This is a genomic window from Pedobacter sp. TM02 (assembly GCF_059705275.1).
On record NZ_AP046530.1, the window covers coordinates 1,038,914 to 1,061,435 of the forward strand.

Consider the following 22,522-nt stretch of genomic DNA (forward strand, 5'->3'; position numbering starts at 1 on the left):
TCGGTTATTTTAATCTGATTTCACTTACACTGCATCCCTGTGGAACCATCGGGAATACGTTGTTTTCTTTGGTTACCATTACTTCTAAAAGGTAAGAGCCTTTGTGGTTCAGCATCTCGTCTAGCGAGCTGATCAAATCCTTGCGGTCTGAAATGCGTTTGCCGGCGATGTAATAAGAATCGGCCAATTTGATAAAGTCGGGACTGGTAATATCAACGGACGAATAACGTTTGTCGTTGAACAATTCTTGCCATTGGCGAACCATGCCCAAGAAGCGGTTGTTGAGGATCATGATTTTTACATCGATTCCGCTTTGCATGATGGTACCCAATTCCTGCAGGGTCATTTGGAAACCGCCATCGCCAATTACGGCAACTACGGTTTTGTCTTGTGCCCCAAATTTTGCGCCAATCGCCGCTGGAAGCCCAAAACCCATGGTACCCAAGCCGCCACTGGTAATGTTGCTGCGGGTGTTATTGAATTTGGCATACCTGCAGGCTACCATTTGGTGCTGGCCTACATCGGTTACGATGATGGCATTGCCATGGGTTAAGGCATTCAATTGGTTGATGACCTCGCCCATGGTCATTTCTGCGGTGGTTGGGTTTAGTTCGTTTTGGATAACCGCTTCTATTTCTTCTTGGCTATAAGCCCTGAAGCGTTCTAACCACTCGGTATGTTTTTGCTCTTTGATCAACTCGGTTAATAGAGGCAAAGTATCTTTGCAATCGCCCCAAACCGGAACGGTAGCTTTTATGTTTTTGTCGATTTCGGCAGGGTCGATGTCGAGATGGACCACTTTGGCCTGTTTGGCGTATTTGTCTAAACGGCCGGTCACCCTGTCGTCGAAGCGCATGCCGATGGCAATCAATACGTCGCACTCGTTGGTCAATACATTCGGACCGTAATTTCCGTGCATGCCCAACATGCCCACATTTAGCTCGTGATCGGTAGGGATGGCGCCTGCACCCATGATGGTCCATGCGGCAGGAATACCACTTTTCTCTACAAAAGCCTTAAATTCTTTTTCGGCTTTACCCAATAAAACACCTTGACCGAATAGGATAAAAGGCTTTTTAGCCTGGTTGATTAAATCAGCGGCTTGTGCAATATATTCCTTACGCACGATCGGCTTTGGCCTATAGCTGCGGATGTGGTTGCAAGGAGTATAGCCTTCATAGTTAAATAGTTGTAGCTGGGCATTTTTGGTAATGTCGATCAGTACCGGGCCCGGACGGCCGCTGCGCGCAATGTAAAATGCCTTGGCCAATACGCTGGGAATTTCGGTGGCATCGGTTACCTGATAGTTCCATTTGGTAACCGGCGTGGTAATGTTGATTACGTCTGTTTCCTGAAAGGCATCGGTGCCCAAAAGGTGCGCAAAAACCTGTCCGGTGATGCAAACCAAAGGTGTACTATCTATCTGTGCATCGGCCAAACCGGTCACCAAATTGGTAGCGCCTGGTCCGCTGGTGGCGAATACAACACCAACCTTGCCCGAACTGCGCGCATAGCCTTGGCCCATGTGGATGCCGCCTTGCTCATGGCGGACCAGAATATGCTGTAATTTCTCTTTATAATCGTATAATGCATCGTAGATGGGCATGATGGCTCCACCCGGGTAGCCGAAAATAACTTCGGTTCCTTCTGCAATTAATCCTTCTAACAAGGCAACAGAGCCACTTATTTCAACGGTGGTTTTAGTGGGTGTTTCTTTGATCAGTTCCTTTTGTGCTGTTTCCATAAGTTTAAGCTTCATCGGTTACGCAACCTTCGGCTGCGGTAGTTACGGTTCTGGCATATTTGAACAATACGCCCTTTTTGATTTTCAATTCGGGTTGTTGCCATTTGGCCTTGCGCTGGGCAATCACCTCTTCAGGTACTTTGAGCGTAATGGTGTTTTCGATGGCGCTGATTGCTATCGTGTCATCGTCTTCAACAAAGGCGATCAGGCCCCCATCAAAATACTCTGGGGTAATGTGGCCCACCACAAAGCCGTGCGTACCGCCACTAAAGCGGCCATCGGTAATCAGGGCTACGCTGCTACCCAATCCGGCGCCATAAATCGCGGATGTTGGCTTAAGCATTTCTGGCATGCCTGGTGCGCCCTTCGGACCAACATCGCGGATAACGACGACGTCGCCAGGTTTTACACGGCCACTCGAAATGCCATTGATTAAATCAAATTCTCCATTAAATACACGTGCAGGGCCTTCAAAAAACTCGCCCTCTTTGCCGCTGATTTTGGCTACGCTGCCACCTTCGGCCAGGTTGCCGTATAAAATCTGCAGGTGCCCGGTGGCTTTGATCGGATTTTCGGCAGGGAAAATGATTTTTTGTTCGTCGAAGTTCAAATCTGGGATTTCGGCTAGATTGTCGGCCAATGTTTTTCCGGTTACGGTTAAACAATCGCCATGCAGCCAGCCTTTGTTCAGCAGGTATTTCATAACTGCCGGAACGCCGCCAATTTTATGCAGGTCTTCCATCATGTAGCGTCCGCTTGGCTTCATATCGGCCAATACCGGAATGCGGTTGCTGATTTCCTGAAAATCGTCTTGTGATAATTTCACATCTACACTCTTTGCCATGGCAATGAGGTGCAAAACTGCATTGGTAGAACCGCCCAAAACCATGATGGTTACGATGGCGTTCTCAAAAGCCTTACGGGTCATGATGTCGCTTGGCTTGATATCTTTTTCCAGCAAAACGCGGATGGCTTTTCCAGCGGCTACGCACTCGGCTTTTTTCTCGTCGCTAAGTGCCGGATTTGATGAAGAATAGGGAAGGCTCATGCCCAGGGCCTCAACTGCGGCCGCCATGGTGTTGGCCGTATAAATGCCACCACAGGCGCCTGCTCCGGGGCAGGCGTGCTTAATCACTTCCTTAAAATCGAAATCGTCGATTTGGCCGGCAATTTTCTTGCCGAGCGCTTCGAAAGCTGATACAATGTTGAGGTCTTCGCCTTTGTAATGGCCCGGTTTAATGGTGCCTCCGTAAACCATGATTGACGGACGGTTCAATCGGCCCATGGCCATTAAAGAACCCGGCATGTTTTTGTCGCAGCCCGGAATGGTAATCAAACCATCGTAATATTGGCCTCCACAAACGGTTTCGATCGAATCGGCAATCACGTCGCGGCTTACCAGCGAGTAGCGCATGCCCTCGGTGCCGTTGCTCATGCCGTCGCTTACGCCAATGGTGTTAAAAATCAAGCCGACCAAGTCGTTTTCCCATACACCTTTTTTGACAATCTGGGCAAGATCGTTCAGGTGCATGTTGCAGGTATTGCCGTCATAGCCCATGCTGGCAATACCTACTTGTGCTTTTTCCATATCGGCATCTGTAAGGCCAATGCCATAAAGCATAGCTTGTGCGGCAGGTTGTGTAGGGTCTTGGGTAAAGGTCTTGCTGTATTTATTTAATTCCATTTTTGTAGTATATCGTTAGTGTTTCTGTTTTTTGAGGCAAAAAAAAACCGCCTCTTGCGAAGGCGGTTTCGGTTGATGTATATTTTTTGATTATACGCAACGTATTCCACCTCTTGTTGAAGAAATGACAATAATAATGTTGCTAATAATGTTTGTAATCAAGTTCATGTCGTTGTTGACGTTGAACACAAACATACTAACAAATTGAAAAAAACAAAGAACTATTTTATTTTTTCATGGTCTGTGAGCTGCAGACCATGTTGAGGCGCCTATAGCATTGTCCTGTGTGCCACAAGACAGGGGTGAGAGTATAATGTTAGATCCCTGTACGCCACAGGGCAAGGACTAGATAATAACTTCGTAGTTTACCTTTTCGAGCACCAGGTTTTTGTAGGCTCTTTGCATGGTAGCGCCAATGCTGTCGCTCCATCTTTGTCGATAAACCACGTCGTCGATGGTGTGGATGCCTACAATTTCGGCGGCGGTACCGCAGAAGAAGGCGCCATCGGCACTCTTAAGTTCGGCTACGCTGATCGGTTTTTCGATCACCTCAATATCCAATACCTGACAAAGCTCAATGACGGTGGCCCGGGTAATGCCCGCTAAAATGTTGCCTAATGATGGCGTGTAAAGTTTGCCGTTTTTCTCGATAAAGATATTGGCCCCAGGGGCTTCGGCTACGTTTTCGTTCATATCTAACAATAAGGCTTCATCAAAACCTTTTTGCTTGGCATCCGTTGAAGCCAAAATAGAGTTTACATAGTGGCCACTGATTTTTGCTTCTACAAAAGTAGATTTTGGGTTGGGGCGCTGAAAAGGAGAGATACAAACCTTTAGCTGCTTATCGCCAAGGTATGAGCCCCATTCCCAGGCACAGATCATGATCGATACGGCTTGTGGGGCAACCAGCGACATATTAGGTTCGCTGTATACCAAAGGGCGGATGTAAGCATCTTTGAGGTTGTTCAACTCGAGCAGGCGATAGGTTTGTTTAATGAGTTCGTTAATATCCCAATGAAAAGGAATGTTCAGCAGCTCGCAAGAACGTTGCAGGCGTTTGTAATGTTCCTTTATTTTGAATACTCGGGTGGCATTGTGGGTTTTGTAGGCCCTAATGCCTTCGAAAGCAGCCAGACCGTAGTGTAGCGATTGGCCGTACAAATCGGTTTTGGCTTCCGCGGCTTTCACGAACTTTCCGTTCAAATAAATCAGTGTGCTCGAATTGTAATATTTCATGGGTATTGTTTATTGTTGCTGTTGCTATTTCTTGTAGTTGCTTTGCTTTACTGGCAAAACATGTTTGTTCATCTGGTTTTGCTATTAAAAAAGCGTCTCTTTTTGGTGGAGACGCTTCAGTTATTTTTAGGTTAATTAAAAATTCATGCACGACGTCTCCTGCTGCTTAAAGTTGAGCAGCACCATAGGGAACAGCAGCAAAGCCACCGGCAAAAAAGCCAGTTGGTTTGTTGAAGTCAGGTTCCTGTTTTGATGACGGATCATTGCTATTGTTTTATAAAAACCAATTTAGTTTTTGGTCTATAAACTATCAATAGCAAATAGAAAATAAATGAAAAAAAATAATATTCTGATTTTTATATAAAATCAGAATATTATTTTTATAAAGCACCTTTTTTAGGATTGAATATTGGTGAGGTGTAGACTAAATATGATTTTGGTATTCGGTATACATATTATGCTTGCATTGTAAATTTTGCAATTTTCTTCCTGAAATTGGAAAAACCGTCATAAAAACTTCAAAATTGCAGCTGTTTTTTGTGCAGGTTAGGTTGCGTTTTAGAGTTATTTTACCAGACCAATATTGTATTTTCTCCTGATGTAGGGAGTAAGGAATAAAATCAAGGTAGATATATAGAATATAAAGGAAAATCCGTTGCATAAACGGGCGGCCAGACTAGGGTGGCTTTCCGCAAAACATACTGCAGAAAGTCTTGCCGTAAATTCCATAGTGGTATAGCTTGAGGCGATGCGAGCATAAGTGAAATAGTTGTATAGGCCATAACTTGAGATGACCAACATGAGCAACCAGGTGAACCTATTTTGGATCAAAAATACAGAAACTAATAACAACAGCAGGCCAATTCTTCTGTCATTGAGATAGTAATACCTTCGGTTTTCTGCATAGCACACTTCCACAATAATCAACAGTACGAAGAAGGCGATGAGTAGCCACCTGAGAATCGTTAGTTTCATGGAAGGGTAATTTTATCTTCAAAATAAAAAGCCCCTTGAAATCATCAAAGGGCTTTTGTTTTTTTATGCCTGCGAACAGGTTATGCGATCAACTAAGCAATAACAGCTTCGGCCAATACTACAATTTTATTATCCAGAACTTCTACTACGCCTCCTTTAATGTTAAAGATATTCTCTTCTTTGCCAGAAGCACCTTTAATAATTACCGGTCCGTCTTCTAAAGTAGAGATGATCGGTGCGTGGTCTTTTAAAATTTGAAAAGATCCCAAAGTTCCCGGAACTGTAACCGAGGTTACTTCGCCTTCGAAAACTTTTTTGTCTGGAGTTAATATTTCTAAATTCATTCTTGATCAGATTTGAGATTTGAGATTTAAGACATGAGATTTTATCTCGTCTCACTTCTCAGATCTAATGTCTCACGTCTAGTTTGCTTCTGCCAATAGTTTTTTGCCTTTTTCGATAGCATCTTCGATGCTGCCTACCAAGTTAAATGCAGCTTCAGGATATTCATCAACTTCGCCATCCATGATCATATTGAAACCTTTAATGGTATCTTTAATGTCAACCAATACACCTTTTAAGCCGGTAAACTGCTCAGCTACGTGGAAAGGTTGCGACAAGAAACGTTGAACACGGCGTGCACGAGACACAACCAATTTATCTTCCTCAGATAATTCGTCCATACCCAAGATGGCAATGATGTCTTGCAGTTCTTTGTAGCGTTGCAAGGTTTCTTTTACGCGTTGAGCGGTGTTGTAGTGCTCGTCGCCCAAAACTGCTGGCGAAAGGATACGTGAAGTTGAATCCAATGGATCCACCGCAGGATAGATACCTAGCTCGGCAATTTTACGTGAAAGTACGGTTGTAGCATCCAAGTGGGCAAAAGTTGTAGCCGGAGCAGGGTCGGTCAAGTCATCCGCAGGTACGTAAACGGCCTGTACCGAAGTAATCGAACCGCGTTTGGTTGAAGTGATACGCTCTTGCATCAAGCCCATCTCTGTGGCCAAAGTTGGTTGGTAACCTACTGCCGATGGCATACGGCCCAATAGTGCCGATACCTCAGAACCTGCCTGCGTAAAACGGAAGATGTTGTCGACGAAGAAAAGGATATCTTTTCCAGCGCCTTCGCCATCGCCGTCACGGAAGTACTCGGCTACGGTTAAACCCGATAGGGCTACCCGGGCACGTGCACCAGGAGGCTCGTTCATCTGACCGAATACCAATGTTGCTTTTGATTCTTTTAATTTGTCGGTATCAACCTTGCTCAAATCCCAGCCACCTTTTTCCATCGAGTGCAAGAACTCGTCGCCGTAATTGATTACGCCTGATTCGATAAATTCGCGCAATAAGTCGTTACCCTCACGAGTACGCTCACCTACACCCGCGAATACAGAAAGACCTGCATAAGCTTTGGCGATGTTGTTTACCAATTCCATGATCAATACGGTTTTACCTACACCGGCACCACCGAACAAACCAATTTTACCGCCTTTTGCATAAGGTTCTAACAAGTCGATCACCTTGATACCTGTGTAAAGTACTTCGGTTTCGGTAGAAAGCTCGTCGAATTTAGGAGGAGCATTGTGGATGGGCCTGCCACCGGTTTTATCAACGGTGTTGATACCATCGATAGCTTCTCCAACTACGTTGAACAAACGGCCTTTGATCTCATCGCCAATTGGCATTGTGATAGGAGAGCCTGTGTCAAGTGCTTCCATGCCGCGAACCAAACCGTCGGTTGAGTCCATTGCGATGGCACGTACACGGTCTTCGCCAAGGTGTTGTTGCACTTCGAGAACGATCTTTTGTCCGTTTTCTTTGGTAATCTCTAATGCAGAGAAAATTTTAGGTAAATGGGCATCGTTAGCGAAACTTACGTCAACTACCGGTCCGATGATCTGCGCTATTTTTCCAATGTTAGGCATATATTGTTTTTGGTAAAATTATAAAAATCAAAATGTTAAAGGCGTTTTTAAACGCTTGTATTTCGGTCTGCAAAGCTAAGAGTTTTCCGACAAAATTTTACACATAAATAAAAAGTTTTTCAACATGGCTAAAATAGCTAAAATGCCACTGTTTTTTCGAAGCGACTGTTGGGTAGGTTAGTAGTTAGTTATCAGTTGGTTAGGGTTCGATATTGTTTGGTTTAAGCAAGCCGGATTTCATTAACCAAAAACTAAAGTATGGACAAAAAATTAGCTTATGCTTGCTGGGTATGGCTTCGAGTATTTTTATTGCGGCCTGTGGCGGTTCGGGTACAAAGTGTAACCCGGTTTTAAATGGCCAATTTCAGAAACAGTGTTTTAAATGCGTGTTGCGAAAGCCATGGAGCGCAATTTCTTTTTTAATTGGGAGGTTAGGCCAGTAACGAATACATTTGCATAAACATAGAAATAGAGCTGATGAAAACTGTATTAGTTACTGGGAGCAATGGCCTGCTGGGCCAAAAAATTACCGAGAAAATCATAAATGAAGGTGGTGTAAAGCTTATTGCTACCGCCAAAGGTGCCAATCGGTATCCGGTTGCTGCCGGCTATGTTTATGCCCCAATGGATATCCTCAATCCGAAGGAAGTACGCGAAGTAGTGGCTTTGTATAAACCCGATGCCATTATCCACACGGCGGCCATGACCAATGTAGATATCTGCGAAACCGAAAAAGAACTGGCTTATCAACTCAATGTAGAATCAGTACAGACTTTAATTGGGGTTTGCGAAGAGTTCGATATCCAGCTGGTGCATCTTTCAACCGATTTTATTTTTGATGGTGCCAATGGGCCTTATGATGAAGAAGCCAAGCCCAATCCGCTGAGCTATTACGGACAAACCAAGCTGGAGGCAGAAGAACTGCTCAAAAAATCGAATATCAAATGGGCCATTCTGCGTACCATTATTGTATACGGCATTGTAAGCGACATGAGCCGGAGCAATATTGTGCTTTGGGCAAAAGGTGCTTTGGAAAAAGGCAATCCGTTAAATATTGTAAACGACCAATGGCGCATGCCAACACTTGCCGAAGATTTGGCCACTTGCTGCCTGTTGGCTGTCGAATACGACGCGCAAGGTGTTTTTAACGTTTCAGGCAAAGACATGATGAGCATTTCGGAGCTGGTGGCCCGGGTAGCCGATTTTTGGGGTCTCGACAAAAGCCTCATCAACGAAATCAGTGCCGTTACTTTAAACCAGGCCGCCAAACGTCCGGTGCGTACGGGTTTTATTTTAGACAAAGCCATGACCCAACTTCACTACCAACCTCATAGCTTTGAAGAAGGATTAGCGATTGTAGACGAACAGCTGAAGGCTAGAGGATAAGCAGTTGGCAGTTCTCAGTTGGCAGTTTCCAGTTTAGCTACCAATAGCTATCGAAATCAACAATAACAGCAATTTAACAATAAAAACCACCTCAAATATGGCACTACAAGTAGGCGATAAAGCCCCAGATTTTAAATTATTGAATACAGAGCTTAAAGAAGTAAGCCTAGCCGATTACCAAGGCAAGAAATTGGTAATCCACTTTTTTCCAATGGCCTTTACCGGCGTTTGTACCACGCAATTGTGTACCATGCGCGACAGTTTTGGCTATTACGAAGGCATGAATGCCGGTGTAGTAGGCATTTCGGTCGATTCGCCGTTCACCCTGGCCAAATTTAAGGAAGACCAGGCTTATCAGTTCCCTTTGCTTTCCGATTTCAACAAAGAAGTTTCACCCGCATACGATGCGCTTTATAACGAATTTGCTTTCGGTCTTAAAGGCGTTTCGAAAAGAGCGGCTTTTGTGATTGACGAAGAAGGAAAGATTGCGTATGCCGAAGTTTTGGAATCGGCGGGCGATTTGCCTGATTTTAATGCGATTAAACAGGCTGTAGAAGCGTAGCTGCAATTGATTTCGGCAAATAATTCAATTTTTCTTGAATAAAAATTGTGAAATTGAATTTGAAGCCTTACTTTTGCAGTCCGTTAGAAACGGCAATGCACCCGTAGCTCAATTGGATAGAGCATCTGACTACGGATCAGAAGGTTTGGGGTTCGAATCCCTACGAGTGCACCGCTAAAGCCCTAGAGATTTCTCTAGGGCTTTTTTATTAGGTTGCGTTTTTTCTGAGACTCTTTTTTGGAGGTTTGTGTTTTTCGGCAACAATTTGATATCTTCATTACTGTTATGCTTTTCATGGGCGAATGGTTGCCGCATATACATTGGTGTATCGGAGTCTGAAAAAAGACGATCATCGTACTTTGACGATAGGAGCGGACTTTGTCTTTTTATGATCGGGTGTGTCTTATTCGCTATTTGGCGTACGGAGTTGCCTTTCTGAAACCTATAGGCGCAACAAAGAAGTACAAGCCAGCAATGCAGGTTCGGTTTCCCTGCGCTATATAATTGGCACGCACTCGTTTGCTCTATCCAAAGTTTAAAAAAATAAGAGGATAGCCGATTTATATTTATATATTTGCAGCCGCAAAGGATTAGCCTTACGTGGGTTGATTTGTGTTATTTTTAATCAGTAATAATCTTCCTTTTGGAAGTTTCAACTAACTAGACCTTAATGCTGAATTTAGTTCTCTTTGGCCCTCCAGGTGCAGGCAAAGGCACCCAATCTCAGAAACTGATAGACAAGTATCAGTTAGTCCACATTTCAACCGGAGATCTTTTCAGAGCACACATTAAAAATCAAACACCACTGGGCAAAAAAGTGAGTCAATTGATTGCTGATGGCGAATTGGTACCCGATAAGATCACCATCGACATGCTGGAAGAAGAAGTAGACAAAAATCCGCAGGCCAAAGGCTTTGTGTTCGACGGTTTTCCGAGAACCATTCCGCAAGCCGTAGAATTAGACAAGTTTTTAGAGAGCAAGGGAAGCAAAATTGCAGGTGTAATTGCCCTTGATGTAGACAAAGACGAACTGACTAAGCGTGTGGCCCAACGCCAAAAGGAAAGTGGCAGGGTTGATGACCAGGCAGACAAGATCCAAAAACGTATTGACGAGTATTTCAATAAAATCGTTTTGGTGCTGCCCTACTACGATGAACAAAAAAAACTGACCAAAATTAATGGAATCGGTGAAATCGAAACCATTTTTAACAGCCTTTGTGCGGTTATTGATCAGTATTAAATAATAAATAGATAAAGGAATAGCGGGAAGAGGTTAGGTTCTTTCCGCTTTTTTATTTTAAAGGAGTGATTATGTCGCAAGGATCAAATTTTGTAGATTATGTTAAGATATGTTGCCGTTCTGGCAAGGGAGGGGCAGGTTCTGCACATTTGCACCGCGATAAGCTAACGGCAACCGGTGGTCCCGATGGGGGCGATGGCGGCAGAGGCGGCCACATTATCCTCAAAGGCAATTCGCAGTTCTGGACCTTGCTCCACCTCAAATACCGTAAGCATATCATAGCAGAAGATGGCCTAAGCGGTGGCAGCGGACAAAAGACCGGTCGCACGGGCAAAGACGAAATCTTAGAAGTACCCTTGGGTACCATTGCCCGCAATGCCGAAACTGGCGAAGTGCTTTTTGAAATTACTCAAGACGGCGAAACCAAAATATTAACGCCTGGCGGCAGGGGCGGATTAGGCAATTGGCACTTTAAAAGTCCAACGCAACAAACCCCGCGTTTTGCACAGCCCGGCGAACCAGGAAAAGAAGAGTGGATGGTACTGGAGCTCAAAGTGCTGGCCGATGTAGGCTTGGTAGGTTTCCCCAATGCCGGAAAATCTACTTTGTTATCGGTGCTTTCGGCTGCCAAACCAGAAATTGCCGATTATCCTTTTACCACCTTGGTGCCTAACCTGGGTATCGTATCTTACAGAAACGGCAAATCTTTTGTAATGGCTGATATTCCAGGCATTATTGAAGGTGCTTCGAAAGGCAAAGGACTCGGATTTAGGTTTTTGCGTCATATCGAGCGCAATTCGGTGCTGTTGTTTATGGTGCCGGCCGATACCAGCAGAAGCATTGCCGAAGAATACGAAATCTTGAAAAAAGAGCTGAAAGAATACAATTCGGAATTGATGCAGAAACCGCATCTCTTGGCAGTGACCAAGTCTGATTTATTAGACGATGAATTGAAAGAGGAAATGAAGGCTGAACTGCCTCAGGTGCCAACCGTGTTTATTTCATCGGTAGCGCAACAAGGTTTGGTTAACCTGAAAGATATGCTTTGGGAGGCGATTAACGCGGAAGGTTAACAGTTTTTAGTTTTCAGTTAACAGTTTCCAATAAACTAATGCCTAATCACTAATGAACTAACGACGAATGAACTGATCAGTCAATCAGCCTATCTTTTACCTTCACTGCCGGATTGCCCTGATAAATCGAATAGGCTGCTAAATCTTTGGTGGCGATAGAACCTACGGTGAGGACGGCATGCGAATGGGCTTTGATACCCGGACAAACGATGGCTTTGGCACCAATCCAAACGCCGTCTTCTAAGGTAATAGGCTTAGTGATCAGATCGAAACCTGCCTTTTTATAATCATGGTTGCCAGTAAGCAACATGGCTTGTTGCGAAACGCATACATTTTTGCCGATGCTAACCCGGTCAAGGTTTTCTATCCTGCATTCGGCCAGCCAAGAATGGTCGCCAACACTGAGTTTCCAAGGGTAATGCACATAGATATAGGGCTTTATCCTAACATCTTTACCAATTTTGGCCCCAAAAAGACGCAATAAAAATACCAATACCGAGCTGATCGGCATCAATCCCGACCTGAAAAAGAGCAGGCTGGTCAAATACCAACAGGTTATCTTGAAGCCCGAAGCACCAGGATTGAAATCCTTTTTGTCGAAATTCTTATGAAGCTGGGTTGGCTTGTTCAATTGGCGTATCTGATTTTGATAAAGTTGGCCTGACCGTATTTTTCTTTACCCAATAATAAAGTACAAAGAAAATAATAATATAAACCAGGATATTGAATACCTCGTGGTGGTACGTAAAATTATTGCGTTGCGATTTGAAAAAGCCCAAAAGTACGCCCAAAGCCGCAATGCGCAACATGTTGAGCACATAAATGAGGATGAGCCCAAAAACCAAGAGCTTAAACTTGGCTTTGAGTTTGGCCGGAAAAGCAATCACAAAGGCTGTTAAGAAAGACATCACGCCAATGCCCAAACAGGCGTAGTTAACACGTAGGTAAGGCCCATCAACGACCAACACATCGGTATTGTTGTGGATGGCATAAAAGCCAAAGAGCTTAATGATCCAGGTTGCCGGAACAATAAGCGCTGTTCTTAAAGCTTGAATATAGTTGAAGTGCTCGGCCAAAAATGGATTGTAGAAGCGTCCGCCTTCGCTGGTTGCACTGTTCATGAACAAATTACCCTGACTAAACAAAAAATAGAAGAACAAGAGTTTAACTACAAATAGGATGGCTGTGCGGTTAGCTTTTTTCTTGTCGAGCGGCTGTTCCATATCGATTATTTTGTTGAATGCGTTTCCTTTAGTATTTCCTTAATCTTTACATCGACGATTAAGCGGAACCAGAAAGCCTGTAAAAAATGGAACAAGATACCTGTAGATCCGTCTAAAAAACCCAATTTAAAAATTAAGCGATAGCTAAAATAGAAAAAAGGCCTCAAACCCAAGGGTAATTTCCACCATAATCTTTTAAGCCAGGCATTCCGCTCGTCTGGATTTCCGAATAAATTAGGTTTTAGCGTCTGTTCACGCTGTTTATGAAGTCGTTCTATTTCCTCCTGGGCAATCAGATCGCTGTAGCGGTTGTGCTTGGCTATCCAAAAGCTGATTTTGTTTTCCTTCAGGTTCTCTTCCAGGATATGGCCTTTCTTCCAGATGGCGGTTTTTCCCGGGACAATAAACCGATGGTCCATATTTTCGTTCAGGTCGGAAAAACCAATGCCGGTTCTGAACATTTTGAGCAGGTATTTGGGGTAAAAGCCGCCAAACCTGATCCATTTGCCCTTAAAATAATTTTTTCGGTTAAAATAGATGCCATTGATGTTGGCATAATCACTATTGCTGAAATTTTCGAGTTGCTTAAAAAGCTCTGGCGTTACAATTTGGTCGGCATCCAAGCCAATGATCCAAGGCGTAGTGATTTCGAAGTTTTTTAGGGCAAAATCCCATTGTTTGGGATGGTTTTCGAAAGCATTGGTTTTAACCAGCGCAGCATATTGCTGGGCAATGGCCAAGGTTTGGTCTGTACTGCCCGAATCGAGGATAAAGGTTGGTGCATGCAAACCTGCTATAGATTGGAGCAGCCTGGGCAAATGTTCTTCCTCGTTAAAGGTAAGAATAATAAAGCTGAATTCCTTGTTCATCAAATTATAGTGTTGCCTTGATTACCATCGATTTCCAAACATAAGGAATTCGGCCACAGCCCACAAAATCAGTTACCTTAAAACCATATTCTTCCAGCAGTTGGCTTAAGGTAGCCCTAGACCATAACTTGATATGGCCACCATCCCAAAGCGGGTTGGCATGGCTATCCCATTTGCCAGCAATGGCCAGTAATAGGTTTTTGAGGTAGCCGTGGTAAGGTGTACTTAAAATAACCGACCCGCCACCGTTCTTGTGTAAGATGGTTTTACAGAACTGTATAAATTTTCTTGGATCGTATAAATGCTCGATGACTTCGGTAGAAACGATAGTGTCGAACCGAAGCTGCGCAAATTTTTCGGGTAGGTCGTCGCTGGAGAGGTCTTGAATGGCAAAACGATCGGCCGAAAATGTGGAAGCAATTTGGATCCCTGTTGCCGAGGCATCGGTGCCGTAGGCATTAAAACCTCGCTCAACCAGTGTTTTTACCAAAGCTCCATTGCCACAACCCAGATCTAAAATACAGCGATTGCTGTTTTTATCTAACAGTTTAACAATAGGTGCTACAATATATTGGTGAGCGTGTGTGGCTGAAGCATTTTGGTAGCCATAATCTTTATAATCTGCCATTTATTGTACTTTTTGGTAAAGTGAAATATATCTTTGGACCAATTGGGCCGAATTAAAATCCGTTGCGATTAAATGGGGTGCAACTTGTCTGATTTTTTCGCGTTGTGCTTTGGCCTGATAAGCCTTGGTTAATTGCTCGCCAATTTTTTCGACGTTTAGGGTCGAAATCCAGCCCAGCTCCTTTTGCAGCACATAATCGGCCAGCCCTACTTGGTCTGACAGCAGTACGGGCGTACCTACGCTAAGGCTTTCTATCACTACATTGGCAAAATTCTCATTGTAAGAAGTCAATGCCATAAGGTCGTGCTGGGCCAATACTTCGAACTTATCTGCCGGCTTTACCTGGCCCATCCACTCCACGTTAGAAACTATGCCTAGTTGTTGCACCAGCAATTGCAGGCTTTCAACATACGCGTTTGTACCAGAACCCGCTAGACTCAGCGACCAATCGAATGAAACATTTGCTAAAGCTTTAAGCAAGAGCTCTAAGCCTTTTTTCTCTTCCATCCTCGATAAAAAGATGAGCCTGAGTTGCGCTGAATCGCTATTTTTTGGTTGCGCAACCTGCCTATTGCCCAGTTCTACCAGGTTGGGAATAACCGTAAGGCTTTTGGGCTGGATGAAACGTAAAACGTCTTGCTTTTCTTTTTCGCTAGTCACATGGATATGGCAATAACGCAAAAGCCGTTTGCCCATTACCTGATGGAGGATGGATTTGAAGCCGGCATTTCTGTTGCCCAAGGTATACTCGGTAAGCATGCCCCGGGGCGATAATACCACTGGAACCTTGCTCCATTTGGCTATTTGGCAACTCAATAGCGACACCAGGTTCCACCAGGCATGAATATGTACAACCACCTGTTTATTTTGCTTGATTTTAGATTTTAAGGCTTTTAACAGGGTGGGCGAGAAGTGGGTATGGTCTTTGGTTAAGCGTTTAAAATAGCTCACAGCAACGCCATCTACATTTTGCACTTCGCCAGGCCTTACATTGAGTTCTGTTTGCCCATTGGCCGTTGTGGTAAGTACTTCAATCGGCACGTTGGCGTTTGCCAGTGCTTCGCAGAGCTTGGCCACCGACATGGTTGGCCCGCCATAAATATAGGCTGGCTTATAGGCGGCGCTGATCTGCAGTATCTTCGTAAACATCGAGTTCTATTAAAGTATTGGACCGTCTAAGAATCCAATAAATGGCATACATGGCCAAATAGCCATAAAAGATATTGTTGAGCAGGAATTCAAAATTATTGCCACGCCAAAGGTTCTGAAAAATCGCGTTGAACATGACGATGCAGCCCAGTTCATAGCCTCCAAACCATTCTTCGGCCTTGTTGCAGAGCCATTGGGTAATTACGCCATATAAGAAAATAGAGATAAACACACCGATTGTGCCGGCACTCACGTAGCCGTCAACCACCGGGCGGGTTTTAGCCGATACCGTCGAACTTCTGTTGGCTACCCCTGCCTCATATACCCTTTCCATAGAAACGGTTTCGGTTACAAACTTATTGGGCCAGATTGCCCTTGGAATAATGGCCAACAACGAATTTTCGACAATTTCTAACCCGTAATAATTCCTCTCGGCCGGAATATGCTTAACAAATTGGGTAAACATGTCTATTTCGCTGAGGCGAAGGGTAAGGAAATCCCAGTTGGTTTCGTTTATTTGCGCTTCATCGCTCACCAGTACCGCATTAAATGCTTCTGAACGGGCTTCTTGTGCGCTTTTTTCGCCAGACCAGGATTGAGAACGCACAATGCTGGCAAATGTGGGCAGGATATAGAGCAGAATATAGAGGGTTGGAAGAGTTAGGACAAGTATGAGTTTTTTAAAATAGGGATAAAGCAAAAAGCCGATAATAATGACATTGATGATGATACTTTCCTTATAGCCGGTTAAGGTGGAAGCGAGGAAATTGACCAGGAAAAGACCACCCCCAAATAGCATGAAGCCGGTTTTTCGCTGCACAATGCCTCTCACGAATACAAAAGCGCTACAGGTAATGGAAATGTTGATCAAACCATACGAGAACTGGCTGATGCTGTGTAGACGGGAGGTTGCAGCACCGAGAAGATAACAGGCCACGCAAAGCCAGATGAGGAAAAAATCGAGGTTAAGATTAAGGCGATGCTTGATAACGGGGTACTGCTTAATTTTGACAATCATTCCGGTAACCAAGGCCGCGTGAGCCAATAAAGAAAGTCGCTGGCATTTGGCAATAAAATAGGTTTGTTCATTTGGTTTAAAAGGCAACATGAAATTTACCTTGGTAAAATATTCATAGCCCATATGATCTAAAAAATAGAAAATGGACGTGGTACACATAAAGCCTGCGAAAATGAGCTGAACCAATACAATGGGGCGCATGACCTGTTTGCTCAAAGGCAAATCAAGCCCGATAAACCTCAATCTTGAAAACAGGGTCCAATAGAAAATAAAAAAAGAACCCAACCAAGCTGTAAAATACGAAATCACAGGGTCTATCTGTACAATGACCGAAATTATCCAAGGCAAATAGATAAGGAGCAGGACTTTTTGGCGGGAAGAATTCTGATATTTATCGGTTAACATAACTGCTGATGGCTTTTGCCTGTTTTTGAAAGCTCCAGTGCGTAATTTTTTTTGACGAATTTTCTCCCATTTGTTGCAAACACTCCTTCTTGGAGGTTAAAGCTATTAATTTTTGTTTCAAATCAATCAGGTCGTTGCACTTAAAAATTGCACCGTTCTCCTGACTGATCAGGTCGATGCCACAACTGACTTGGCTAGAGGCCAGTACCGCTCTTCCCGCGGCCATTGCTTCATTGATAGCCAATCCCCAGCTTTCGTTTTGGGAAGGTAGGCAACAGAGGTCGCAGGCCTGGTAAACCACTGGCATCATGGTTTGGTTTTGGAAGTCCAGAAAATGTATATTGCTGTTTTTTGATGCTTTTAATGTGCTTTCTAAAACGCCATTTCCAACAAAAAGCAATTGAACATTTTCTAGTGCAAGTTCCTTAAATGCGGTTAGCAAGAGTTGCGGATTTTTAATGGGCTCCAGTTTTCCGGCAAATAGAATAAGGACGTCGCTTGCCGCGATACCCAGCTTTGTACGTAGTGCCGCTACCTCATCTTGTCTATCTGCACCGAATCGATCGTTGTCTATGGCATGTGGGGCAAACACCAATTGGTGCTCTTTTAATCCGAAGGCTTTGAAATAGGCTTTGTTGGCCGTACCCACATAAAAAGCCAGGTCAACATGCCGATAAACCCACCTGAGGAAAAGACGCTTTAGGCTATGGGCCAAGCCCGATGATTTGTTCAGCAAGGTAGAATCACCTCTAAAATAAACTGGTATACGGCCTTTGAAAAATCGCATGGCTTTTAAGTGGCTTTGCCAAGCCCAGCCATAAACCAAAACGGCATCTGGACCATAGCTTTGCACTTCGCTGATTAAATCAGGATTGACGATGCCTCTAAAATGATGGGTTCCAGGATCTTTTGCCGTATTTTTCAAAAAAGTATAGGCGTAGCCCTCAAGCAGAGGGATATCCCAAGCAATATGTTGCTTAAAGCCCTTATCGTATTTATGCAACGACTGTTCGCCCCAGGTGTAAAAAACCTTCAGGTCAAGTTGCCTGGCCAAAAGCTGAAATACCGGAGCATAGTATTGGATAGGATGAGTACTGATAATGGCCAGCTTTTTAGTCATGCGGCAGGGCTAAAATATTTCCTGATTGAAGATTGTTAAACTGTTCGATCGGTTTAGGACCATCTTTATATACATGTAAAAAATAATAATCGAGCCCCTGAAGCAATGAAAAGATATAATCTTCGGGCAGACCGGTTTTTTGGTGGTAATGCTTGTCGTATTCGAATATAATTTTAGGCCGGTTTTTTTTGATGGTTTCGAGCAGGCCATCAATCACAAAGCTTTCGTAGCCTTCTACATCGATTTTGATAAAGTCGACCCTTTCTGTGCCTATAATTTCGTCGCCCCTATAACAATGTATCAATGTATCGCCATTAAGTTCGAATAAATTAAAAGTCCCTGGATTTTCGCTGTTTTCGTCGGCTTGGATATAAAGTTGTTCTTCCTTATTGCTCAAAGCCATTTTTTGGGCTTTGATATGGTTAAAATTGTTCAGCCTGATATTGGCTTCTAAAGCCTTGAAGTTTTTGGGAACCGGTTCAAATGCACATACTTGGCCGGTTGCTCCAACCAGTTCGGCAAAATAAAGGGTATGAAAGCCAATATTGGCCCCAACATCTAATACATAATCGCCTTTTTGAATAACAGACCGGAATACTTTTTTAAGTGCAGGCTCATAATTGCCCGTATAAATGATTTTGGCACCAATCCAGGTTAAAGGATCGCAATTGATCGTGAAATTACCTTCGATAGGCTTTACCGTAACGGTTTGGCTACCGAGCTTATGGCGGGTAAAGAGGTAGTTGAAAAGCCTTTCTTGTCCTTTGAAGAAAGGTCTCCTGAGGATAAATCTATAAAGGAACAGCATTGTTTTTTATAACCTCGTTAAAAAGTTCCACTTGTTTTTGGGTCGTATGCGCCGCGGTAAACGTTTCGAATGCTTCCCAGCGGGTAGGAGGGGGAACATGTTGATGGATAAATTCTAAATAAGCAGCCATGGTTTGCGTAGCTGCATCAAGAGTTTGGTTGATGTATAAGAGATGGCCAGCATGGCAGTCTTTCATGATTTTGGTTGCACTGCTTTCGGGATGCAGCGTGGCCAGTAACGGTTTTTTGGCCAGGATGTATGGATAAAGTTTGGATGCGGTATAGGCCGCCTGATCAGAGCCGATGATCACCAATCCGTCAGCTTGCTGCATGTTTTTAAGGCTTTGGTAAAAACCTATCCTATCGGTATACTCTGTTATATAATCCGACAGGCCAAGTTCTTCGGCTATCGGAGCTATTGTTGGCACGCCCTTGCCTTTTGGCGCATAACTGGTACCAATAAAATGAAACTGTACCTTGCCAAATAAGTCGGGCTGTAAAGCGATCCCTTGTTTAAATGCGCCAAATAAGGTTTGTAAGGCCGGTTTCATGTCAAAACCACCGCGACCAATGTAAATCAGATTGATTTTGTCTGTGGTTTGCCTAAAAGCCAGACCGAGTTGTTTGCTGTTTTGCTGGGCAATCTCAAAATCTTTATCAAAAGCACCAAAAGTAATAACCGCGGCAGGTTTGGTTTGGAGTTGGGGATAGCGAAGGTGCAATGTCTGGATATAATTTTCAGATACGCTGATAAGACCATCAACATGTTGCATGGCCTTTGGTTCCAGGTATTTATGCAAACGGTAAGAGAACCAATATTTTTTGGGCCGTTCTGATTTGGGCTTGTTTTTGTAATAATCGGTATGCCATGGATCTTGCATGTCGATTACATAAGGAGTACCAAATCTCTTTTTCCAATAACTGCCCAAAATACATATTGGAAACTCGGTGGTAGAAAAATAGATGAGGTCGAATCGCTGCTGTTTCAACAATTGATTTCCCTTTTTTCTAAAATACCAAAGCGACCTTAAGGCTAGGCTTCCCAAACCCAATTTGCTGGTCCATTTTTTAGTCAAGGCCTTCACCTGGTGGATTTTGATGTTGGCAGGTACGGAAGCCAGTAGAAGCTCGTCTTTTACTACATCATCATAAGTTGGGGCAACCGTAATCACTTCTGCCTCCCAGCCCAGATTTGCAAAGTAGGGCAGGCTCATCCTAACGCGTTGCATGTCTGCAGTGTTGGCGGGTGGAAAATGCGGAGAAATGATCAGTAATCGCTTCAATGGCTATTATTTTGACGAAGATCTAATTGTTTGATAATGAACAGGAATTTTTTTTGCTCTTCCTCCCAATTAAGGGTTTCATGTGCATATTTCAACGCCTGTTGCTGATGCGTGCGGAGAAGTACAGGATTGTTGGCATAAGCAGCGAACATAGCGGCCAGCTCTTTTGCACTTCCAAATGTAAGTCCCATACCGGGATAGGCCGACATTAGCTGTTGCTGTGCGGTAGTATTAGAGGCCACAATGCAAAGTCCAGCTTGCACATAGGTAAATATCTTATTAGTTAAACAGATATCCCTGTTTTTGGGATAGCCGATCTCGGTGGCCAATCCAATATCAAATTGCTGGGCAAAAGAGAATAGCTCTTGTTCCGGAATAGGATGGTGATAAACTATCGTTCCTTCCGTCAGGCTATGACGAACGGCAATCTGGTCGAAGTAAGCTTGAGTTGCCTCTTGATAAGCACCCAGCAAATGCAGTTGGAACTGGCATGGCTTTGCCAAACCCATGGCTTCAATAACACTCTCGAGCCCTCTGTTGGCGCCAATAGTTTGTGAAAACCAAAACAGCTTTAGAACTTGTTCCGATTTTGTTTTTTTTGCTGCCAATTGCTGTATGCCAAAGGTATTTAAAATGGTCGTGTTTTTTACTTGCGGATAAAGCTTTGTATAGGCTTCGCCGATTAATGGACTTGCTACGGTTAGGTAATCTAATTGGGGTATATACTGATCCTCCACCGCAATTTTCAGCTTTACCAGAGGGTCTGAATCGTTGTCGGTTTCTTCATATCGGTGAAAATCTTCTGCGTCGAAACCAGCCATGGCCTGATTGGTTTTGGCCGCCTTTACAGCAGCCGGCAATGCAGCCAAGTTGTGTGCGATGTAGAGGTTGGCCTTTGTTTTTTTTGCTTTTTTAATCAGTAGCGGGGTACACCTGCCCAAGGCTGCCAGGCTTTTAAAACCTAGCCTTTTAAGGAATAGCTGTGCGATTTTATGATGTAATCTTGTCAAAAGATAAAGCCATTTATCTGATACAGGCGTTCCACCCACACAAATAGCCTCCCATTTTTTTTGTACAAGTAACTGCTTATCTAAATGGGCCGCCCATTCATCTCTGTATTGATAAATTACTTTTACCTCATAACCCGCTTCGACCAAGGTGTCGGCTTCTTTTACCAAACGTGGATTAGTAGCGGGCTGGCCGGAAGTAATAATAACGATCGATTTCAATTTTCTTCTTTCAGGAAAGATTGCCAAGCTTCAAGCTGAATGTTTTCGTGGCCCAACTGCGCTTTGGGAATGTCGCCTTTGTAGACTTTTTCGATAATGGCTGGTAAAATGGCAAGATAGGGCTCAGGTTTTTGCAAGGGATGTAACACCCAGCAGTTTTCAGATTCAAGCATGAAACGGTAAGCACCAGCCGAACGAAACCGTTTGAAGAAAATGTTTTCCACGGCCCTTGGATAACCCCTGTTAAGGTATTTCACCAAAAGGGTTTCCCAAAGTGCTGGGCCTTTCAGCAGCGGAAGATATCGCGCCAGCCGTTGCTTGTCGATCAGGAACTGGCGAGCTGAGAAAAAGGTATCTTTATAACCGCCAGCCACTTTGGTAAACGCAGACCAATGGTCTAAGCTAGGTTTTTGTATAGCCATGCCGTTTAAGGGGGCAATGCCAGGGGTAGCAGAAATGCAATCGGGATTTGCCTCGAGTATTCGTAAAGCATGTTCATACCATTTAAAACCATTGGATTGATGAAAAAGCATATCGCCATCAAAATGCAGCATGAACCGGGTCTTGGTGAGCTCCAGTCCGGCCAAATACGAACTAATGCCAATACCCCCATATTCATGGGTTTCCTTTACGATGTTCCTGAAGTACTTTTTGGAAATATGGGCAATTAATGGATCGCCAGGCTCTAGAAAATATACTTCAGTGGCAACGCCTTCTTTTAAAAGGTTATTGGCGATAGACTTGATTTGCCTAACTCTTTCCTTAAATAATGGCTCGGGAAATTTAATGTCAGGGTCTACAATTTTCGTTTTTTGGGGCTTGCAGCAATCCACTACGAGCAACCTGTGGGGTATATCGGCATGTGAAGCAACCAATGCTGGAACCGTAAGCTGTGCATAGTTGATATCTCCTGGCGAAAGGTTGATCTGTAAGGTTATCTGATGATTCATTTGATCAAGGTCTATC

Annotated in this window: 22 protein-coding genes and 1 tRNA gene; 5 read left to right on the forward strand and 18 right to left on the reverse strand. The window is 43.9% G+C overall.

Going from position 1 to position 22,522, the window contains the following annotated elements; translation table 11 throughout:
- Positions 1 to 4: 4 nt before the first annotated feature.
- The 7 genes from ilvB to atpD all read right to left on the reverse strand — a co-directional run bounded on the left by ilvB (position 5) and on the right by atpD (position 7,564).
- On the reverse strand, positions 5 to 1,744 hold the full coding sequence (ilvB, locus tag AC6H1S_RS04430) for a biosynthetic-type acetolactate synthase large subunit (protein WP_199140999.1): 1,740 nt from the start codon (positions 1,742 to 1,744) through the stop codon (positions 5 to 7).
- A gap of 4 nt (positions 1,745 to 1,748) precedes the next feature.
- Positions 1,749 to 3,428 (reverse strand): dihydroxy-acid dehydratase, encoded by a 1,680-nt coding sequence (ilvD, locus tag AC6H1S_RS04435; RefSeq protein WP_199141000.1) that lies wholly within the window; start codon positions 3,426 to 3,428, stop codon positions 1,749 to 1,751.
- Between the two features lie 345 nt (positions 3,429 to 3,773).
- On the reverse strand, positions 3,774 to 4,664 hold the full coding sequence (locus tag AC6H1S_RS04440) for a branched-chain amino acid transaminase (protein ID WP_199141001.1): 891 nt from the start codon (positions 4,662 to 4,664) through the stop codon (positions 3,774 to 3,776).
- A gap of 135 nt (positions 4,665 to 4,799) precedes the next feature.
- Complete coding sequence (locus tag AC6H1S_RS04445; RefSeq protein WP_255530660.1) at positions 4,800 to 4,928, reverse strand: hypothetical protein; 129 nt, start codon at positions 4,926 to 4,928, stop codon at positions 4,800 to 4,802.
- A gap of 300 nt (positions 4,929 to 5,228) precedes the next feature.
- A complete protein-coding gene (locus AC6H1S_RS04450) occupies positions 5,229 to 5,639 on the reverse strand; it encodes a hypothetical protein (protein WP_497565285.1) in 411 nt (136 codons plus the stop codon).
- Between the two features lie 92 nt (positions 5,640 to 5,731).
- Positions 5,732 to 5,983: an ATP synthase F1 subunit epsilon gene (atpC, locus tag AC6H1S_RS04455; RefSeq protein ID WP_199141003.1), complete on the reverse strand. Its 252-nt coding sequence runs from the start codon at positions 5,981 to 5,983 to the stop codon at positions 5,732 to 5,734.
- A 78-nt stretch (positions 5,984 to 6,061) separates the two neighbouring features.
- Positions 6,062 to 7,564: a F0F1 ATP synthase subunit beta gene (gene atpD, locus AC6H1S_RS04460; protein ID WP_199141004.1), complete on the reverse strand. Its 1,503-nt coding sequence runs from the start codon at positions 7,562 to 7,564 to the stop codon at positions 6,062 to 6,064.
- 477 nt (positions 7,565 to 8,041) lie between these two features.
- On the opposite strand from atpD, the gene AC6H1S_RS04465 reads away from it, so the two are divergent.
- From AC6H1S_RS04465 to obgE, 5 genes are all read left to right on the forward strand, one after another.
- Entirely contained in the window at positions 8,042 to 8,950 is a 909-nt protein-coding gene (locus AC6H1S_RS04465) for an SDR family oxidoreductase (protein ID WP_497565287.1), read from the forward strand.
- Positions 8,951 to 9,047: 97 nt separating this feature from the next.
- Positions 9,048 to 9,512: a redoxin domain-containing protein gene (locus AC6H1S_RS04470; RefSeq protein WP_497565288.1), complete on the forward strand. Its 465-nt coding sequence runs from the start codon at positions 9,048 to 9,050 to the stop codon at positions 9,510 to 9,512.
- Between the two features lie 97 nt (positions 9,513 to 9,609).
- A tRNA-Arg gene (locus AC6H1S_RS04475) sits at positions 9,610 to 9,683 on the forward strand.
- A gap of 499 nt (positions 9,684 to 10,182) precedes the next feature.
- Positions 10,183 to 10,752 carry an adenylate kinase gene (locus tag AC6H1S_RS04480; RefSeq protein ID WP_199141007.1) on the forward strand — a complete coding sequence of 190 codons (570 nt, stop codon included), beginning with the start codon at positions 10,183 to 10,185 and terminating at the stop codon, positions 10,750 to 10,752.
- A 71-nt stretch (positions 10,753 to 10,823) separates the two neighbouring features.
- Positions 10,824 to 11,825, forward strand: coding sequence for a GTPase ObgE (gene obgE, locus AC6H1S_RS04485; RefSeq protein WP_497565289.1), 1,002 nt, complete (start codon positions 10,824 to 10,826; stop codon positions 11,823 to 11,825).
- Between the two features lie 76 nt (positions 11,826 to 11,901).
- Here the strand turns inward: obgE and AC6H1S_RS04490 are convergent, their stop codons facing one another.
- Genes AC6H1S_RS04490 through AC6H1S_RS04540 form a run of 11 tightly spaced genes read right to left on the reverse strand, consistent with a single transcriptional unit; the run spans position 11,902 to position 22,506 of the window.
- Complete coding sequence (locus tag AC6H1S_RS04490; protein ID WP_497565290.1) at positions 11,902 to 12,456, reverse strand: WcaF family extracellular polysaccharide biosynthesis acetyltransferase; 555 nt, start codon at positions 12,454 to 12,456, stop codon at positions 11,902 to 11,904.
- On the reverse strand, positions 12,431 to 13,048 hold the full coding sequence (xrtY, locus tag AC6H1S_RS04495; protein WP_497565292.1) for an exosortase Y: 618 nt from the start codon (positions 13,046 to 13,048) through the stop codon (positions 12,431 to 12,433). The genes AC6H1S_RS04490 and xrtY overlap by 26 nt, the downstream gene beginning before the upstream one ends.
- Before the next feature lie 5 nt (positions 13,049 to 13,053).
- A complete protein-coding gene (locus AC6H1S_RS04500) occupies positions 13,054 to 13,917 on the reverse strand; it encodes a glycosyltransferase family 2 protein (protein WP_497565293.1) in 864 nt (287 codons plus the stop codon).
- A 4-nt stretch (positions 13,918 to 13,921) separates the two neighbouring features.
- Positions 13,922 to 14,545 (reverse strand): class I SAM-dependent methyltransferase, encoded by a 624-nt coding sequence (locus tag AC6H1S_RS04505; protein ID WP_199141647.1) that lies wholly within the window; start codon positions 14,543 to 14,545, stop codon positions 13,922 to 13,924.
- A complete protein-coding gene (locus AC6H1S_RS04510) occupies positions 14,546 to 15,694 on the reverse strand; it encodes an XrtY-associated glycosyltransferase XYAG1 (RefSeq protein WP_497565294.1) in 1,149 nt (382 codons plus the stop codon).
- Complete coding sequence (locus tag AC6H1S_RS04515; RefSeq protein ID WP_497565295.1) at positions 15,657 to 17,117, reverse strand: exosortase Y-associated Wzy-like protein; 1,461 nt, start codon at positions 17,115 to 17,117, stop codon at positions 15,657 to 15,659. The genes AC6H1S_RS04510 and AC6H1S_RS04515 overlap by 38 nt, the downstream gene beginning before the upstream one ends.
- Positions 17,104 to 18,237 carry a glycosyltransferase family 4 protein gene (locus tag AC6H1S_RS04520; RefSeq protein ID WP_497565296.1) on the reverse strand — a complete coding sequence of 378 codons (1,134 nt, stop codon included), beginning with the start codon at positions 18,235 to 18,237 and terminating at the stop codon, positions 17,104 to 17,106. Before AC6H1S_RS04520 ends, AC6H1S_RS04515 begins: the two co-directional genes overlap by 14 nt.
- Positions 18,230 to 19,045: an FkbM family methyltransferase gene (locus tag AC6H1S_RS04525; RefSeq protein ID WP_497565297.1), complete on the reverse strand. Its 816-nt coding sequence runs from the start codon at positions 19,043 to 19,045 to the stop codon at positions 18,230 to 18,232. The genes AC6H1S_RS04520 and AC6H1S_RS04525 overlap by 8 nt, the downstream gene beginning before the upstream one ends.
- Entirely contained in the window at positions 19,029 to 20,327 is a 1,299-nt protein-coding gene (locus AC6H1S_RS04530) for a glycosyltransferase (protein WP_497565298.1), read from the reverse strand. Before AC6H1S_RS04530 ends, AC6H1S_RS04525 begins: the two co-directional genes overlap by 17 nt.
- Entirely contained in the window at positions 20,324 to 21,505 is a 1,182-nt protein-coding gene (locus AC6H1S_RS04535) for a glycosyltransferase family protein (protein WP_497565299.1), read from the reverse strand. The genes AC6H1S_RS04530 and AC6H1S_RS04535 overlap by 4 nt, the downstream gene beginning before the upstream one ends.
- Positions 21,506 to 21,552: 47 nt before the next feature.
- Positions 21,553 to 22,506 (reverse strand): hypothetical protein, encoded by a 954-nt coding sequence (locus AC6H1S_RS04540; RefSeq protein WP_199141652.1) that lies wholly within the window; start codon positions 22,504 to 22,506, stop codon positions 21,553 to 21,555.
- Between the last annotated feature and the right edge of the window lie 16 nt (positions 22,507 to 22,522).

Excerpts from the sequence above, each read along its gene's own strand:
- ilvB (WP_199140999.1), bottom strand. The coding sequence starts at position 1,744 with ATGGAAACAGCACAAAAGGAACTGATCAAAGAAACACCCACTAAAACC.
- ilvD (WP_199141000.1), bottom strand. The coding sequence starts at position 3,428 with ATGGAATTAAATAAATACAGCAAGACCTTTACCCAAGACCCTACACAA.
- AC6H1S_RS04440 (WP_199141001.1), bottom strand. The coding sequence starts at position 4,664 with ATGAAATATTACAATTCGAGCACACTGATTTATTTGAACGGAAAGTTC.
- AC6H1S_RS04445 (WP_255530660.1), bottom strand. The coding sequence starts at position 4,928 with ATGATCCGTCATCAAAACAGGAACCTGACTTCAACAAACCAACTGGCT.
- AC6H1S_RS04450 (WP_497565285.1), bottom strand. The coding sequence starts at position 5,639 with ATGAAACTAACGATTCTCAGGTGGCTACTCATCGCCTTCTTCGTACTG.
- atpC (WP_199141003.1), bottom strand. The coding sequence starts at position 5,983 with ATGAATTTAGAAATATTAACTCCAGACAAAAAAGTTTTCGAAGGCGAA.
- atpD (WP_199141004.1), bottom strand. The coding sequence starts at position 7,564 with ATGCCTAACATTGGAAAAATAGCGCAGATCATCGGACCGGTAGTTGAC.
- AC6H1S_RS04465 (WP_497565287.1), top strand. The coding sequence starts at position 8,042 with ATGAAAACTGTATTAGTTACTGGGAGCAATGGCCTGCTGGGCCAAAAA.
- AC6H1S_RS04470 (WP_497565288.1), top strand. The coding sequence starts at position 9,048 with ATGGCACTACAAGTAGGCGATAAAGCCCCAGATTTTAAATTATTGAAT.
- AC6H1S_RS04480 (WP_199141007.1), top strand. The coding sequence starts at position 10,183 with ATGCTGAATTTAGTTCTCTTTGGCCCTCCAGGTGCAGGCAAAGGCACC.
- obgE (WP_497565289.1), top strand. The coding sequence starts at position 10,824 with ATGTCGCAAGGATCAAATTTTGTAGATTATGTTAAGATATGTTGCCGT.
- xrtY (WP_497565292.1), bottom strand. The coding sequence starts at position 13,048 with ATGGAACAGCCGCTCGACAAGAAAAAAGCTAACCGCACAGCCATCCTA.
- AC6H1S_RS04500 (WP_497565293.1), bottom strand. The coding sequence starts at position 13,917 with ATGAACAAGGAATTCAGCTTTATTATTCTTACCTTTAACGAGGAAGAA.
- AC6H1S_RS04505 (WP_199141647.1), bottom strand. The coding sequence starts at position 14,545 with ATGGCAGATTATAAAGATTATGGCTACCAAAATGCTTCAGCCACACAC.
- AC6H1S_RS04510 (WP_497565294.1), bottom strand. The coding sequence starts at position 15,694 with ATGTTTACGAAGATACTGCAGATCAGCGCCGCCTATAAGCCAGCCTAT.
- AC6H1S_RS04515 (WP_497565295.1), bottom strand. The coding sequence starts at position 17,117 with ATGTTAACCGATAAATATCAGAATTCTTCCCGCCAAAAAGTCCTGCTC.
- AC6H1S_RS04520 (WP_497565296.1), bottom strand. The coding sequence starts at position 18,237 with ATGACTAAAAAGCTGGCCATTATCAGTACTCATCCTATCCAATACTAT.
- AC6H1S_RS04525 (WP_497565297.1), bottom strand. The coding sequence starts at position 19,045 with ATGCTGTTCCTTTATAGATTTATCCTCAGGAGACCTTTCTTCAAAGGA.
- AC6H1S_RS04540 (WP_199141652.1), bottom strand. The coding sequence starts at position 22,506 with ATGAATCATCAGATAACCTTACAGATCAACCTTTCGCCAGGAGATATC.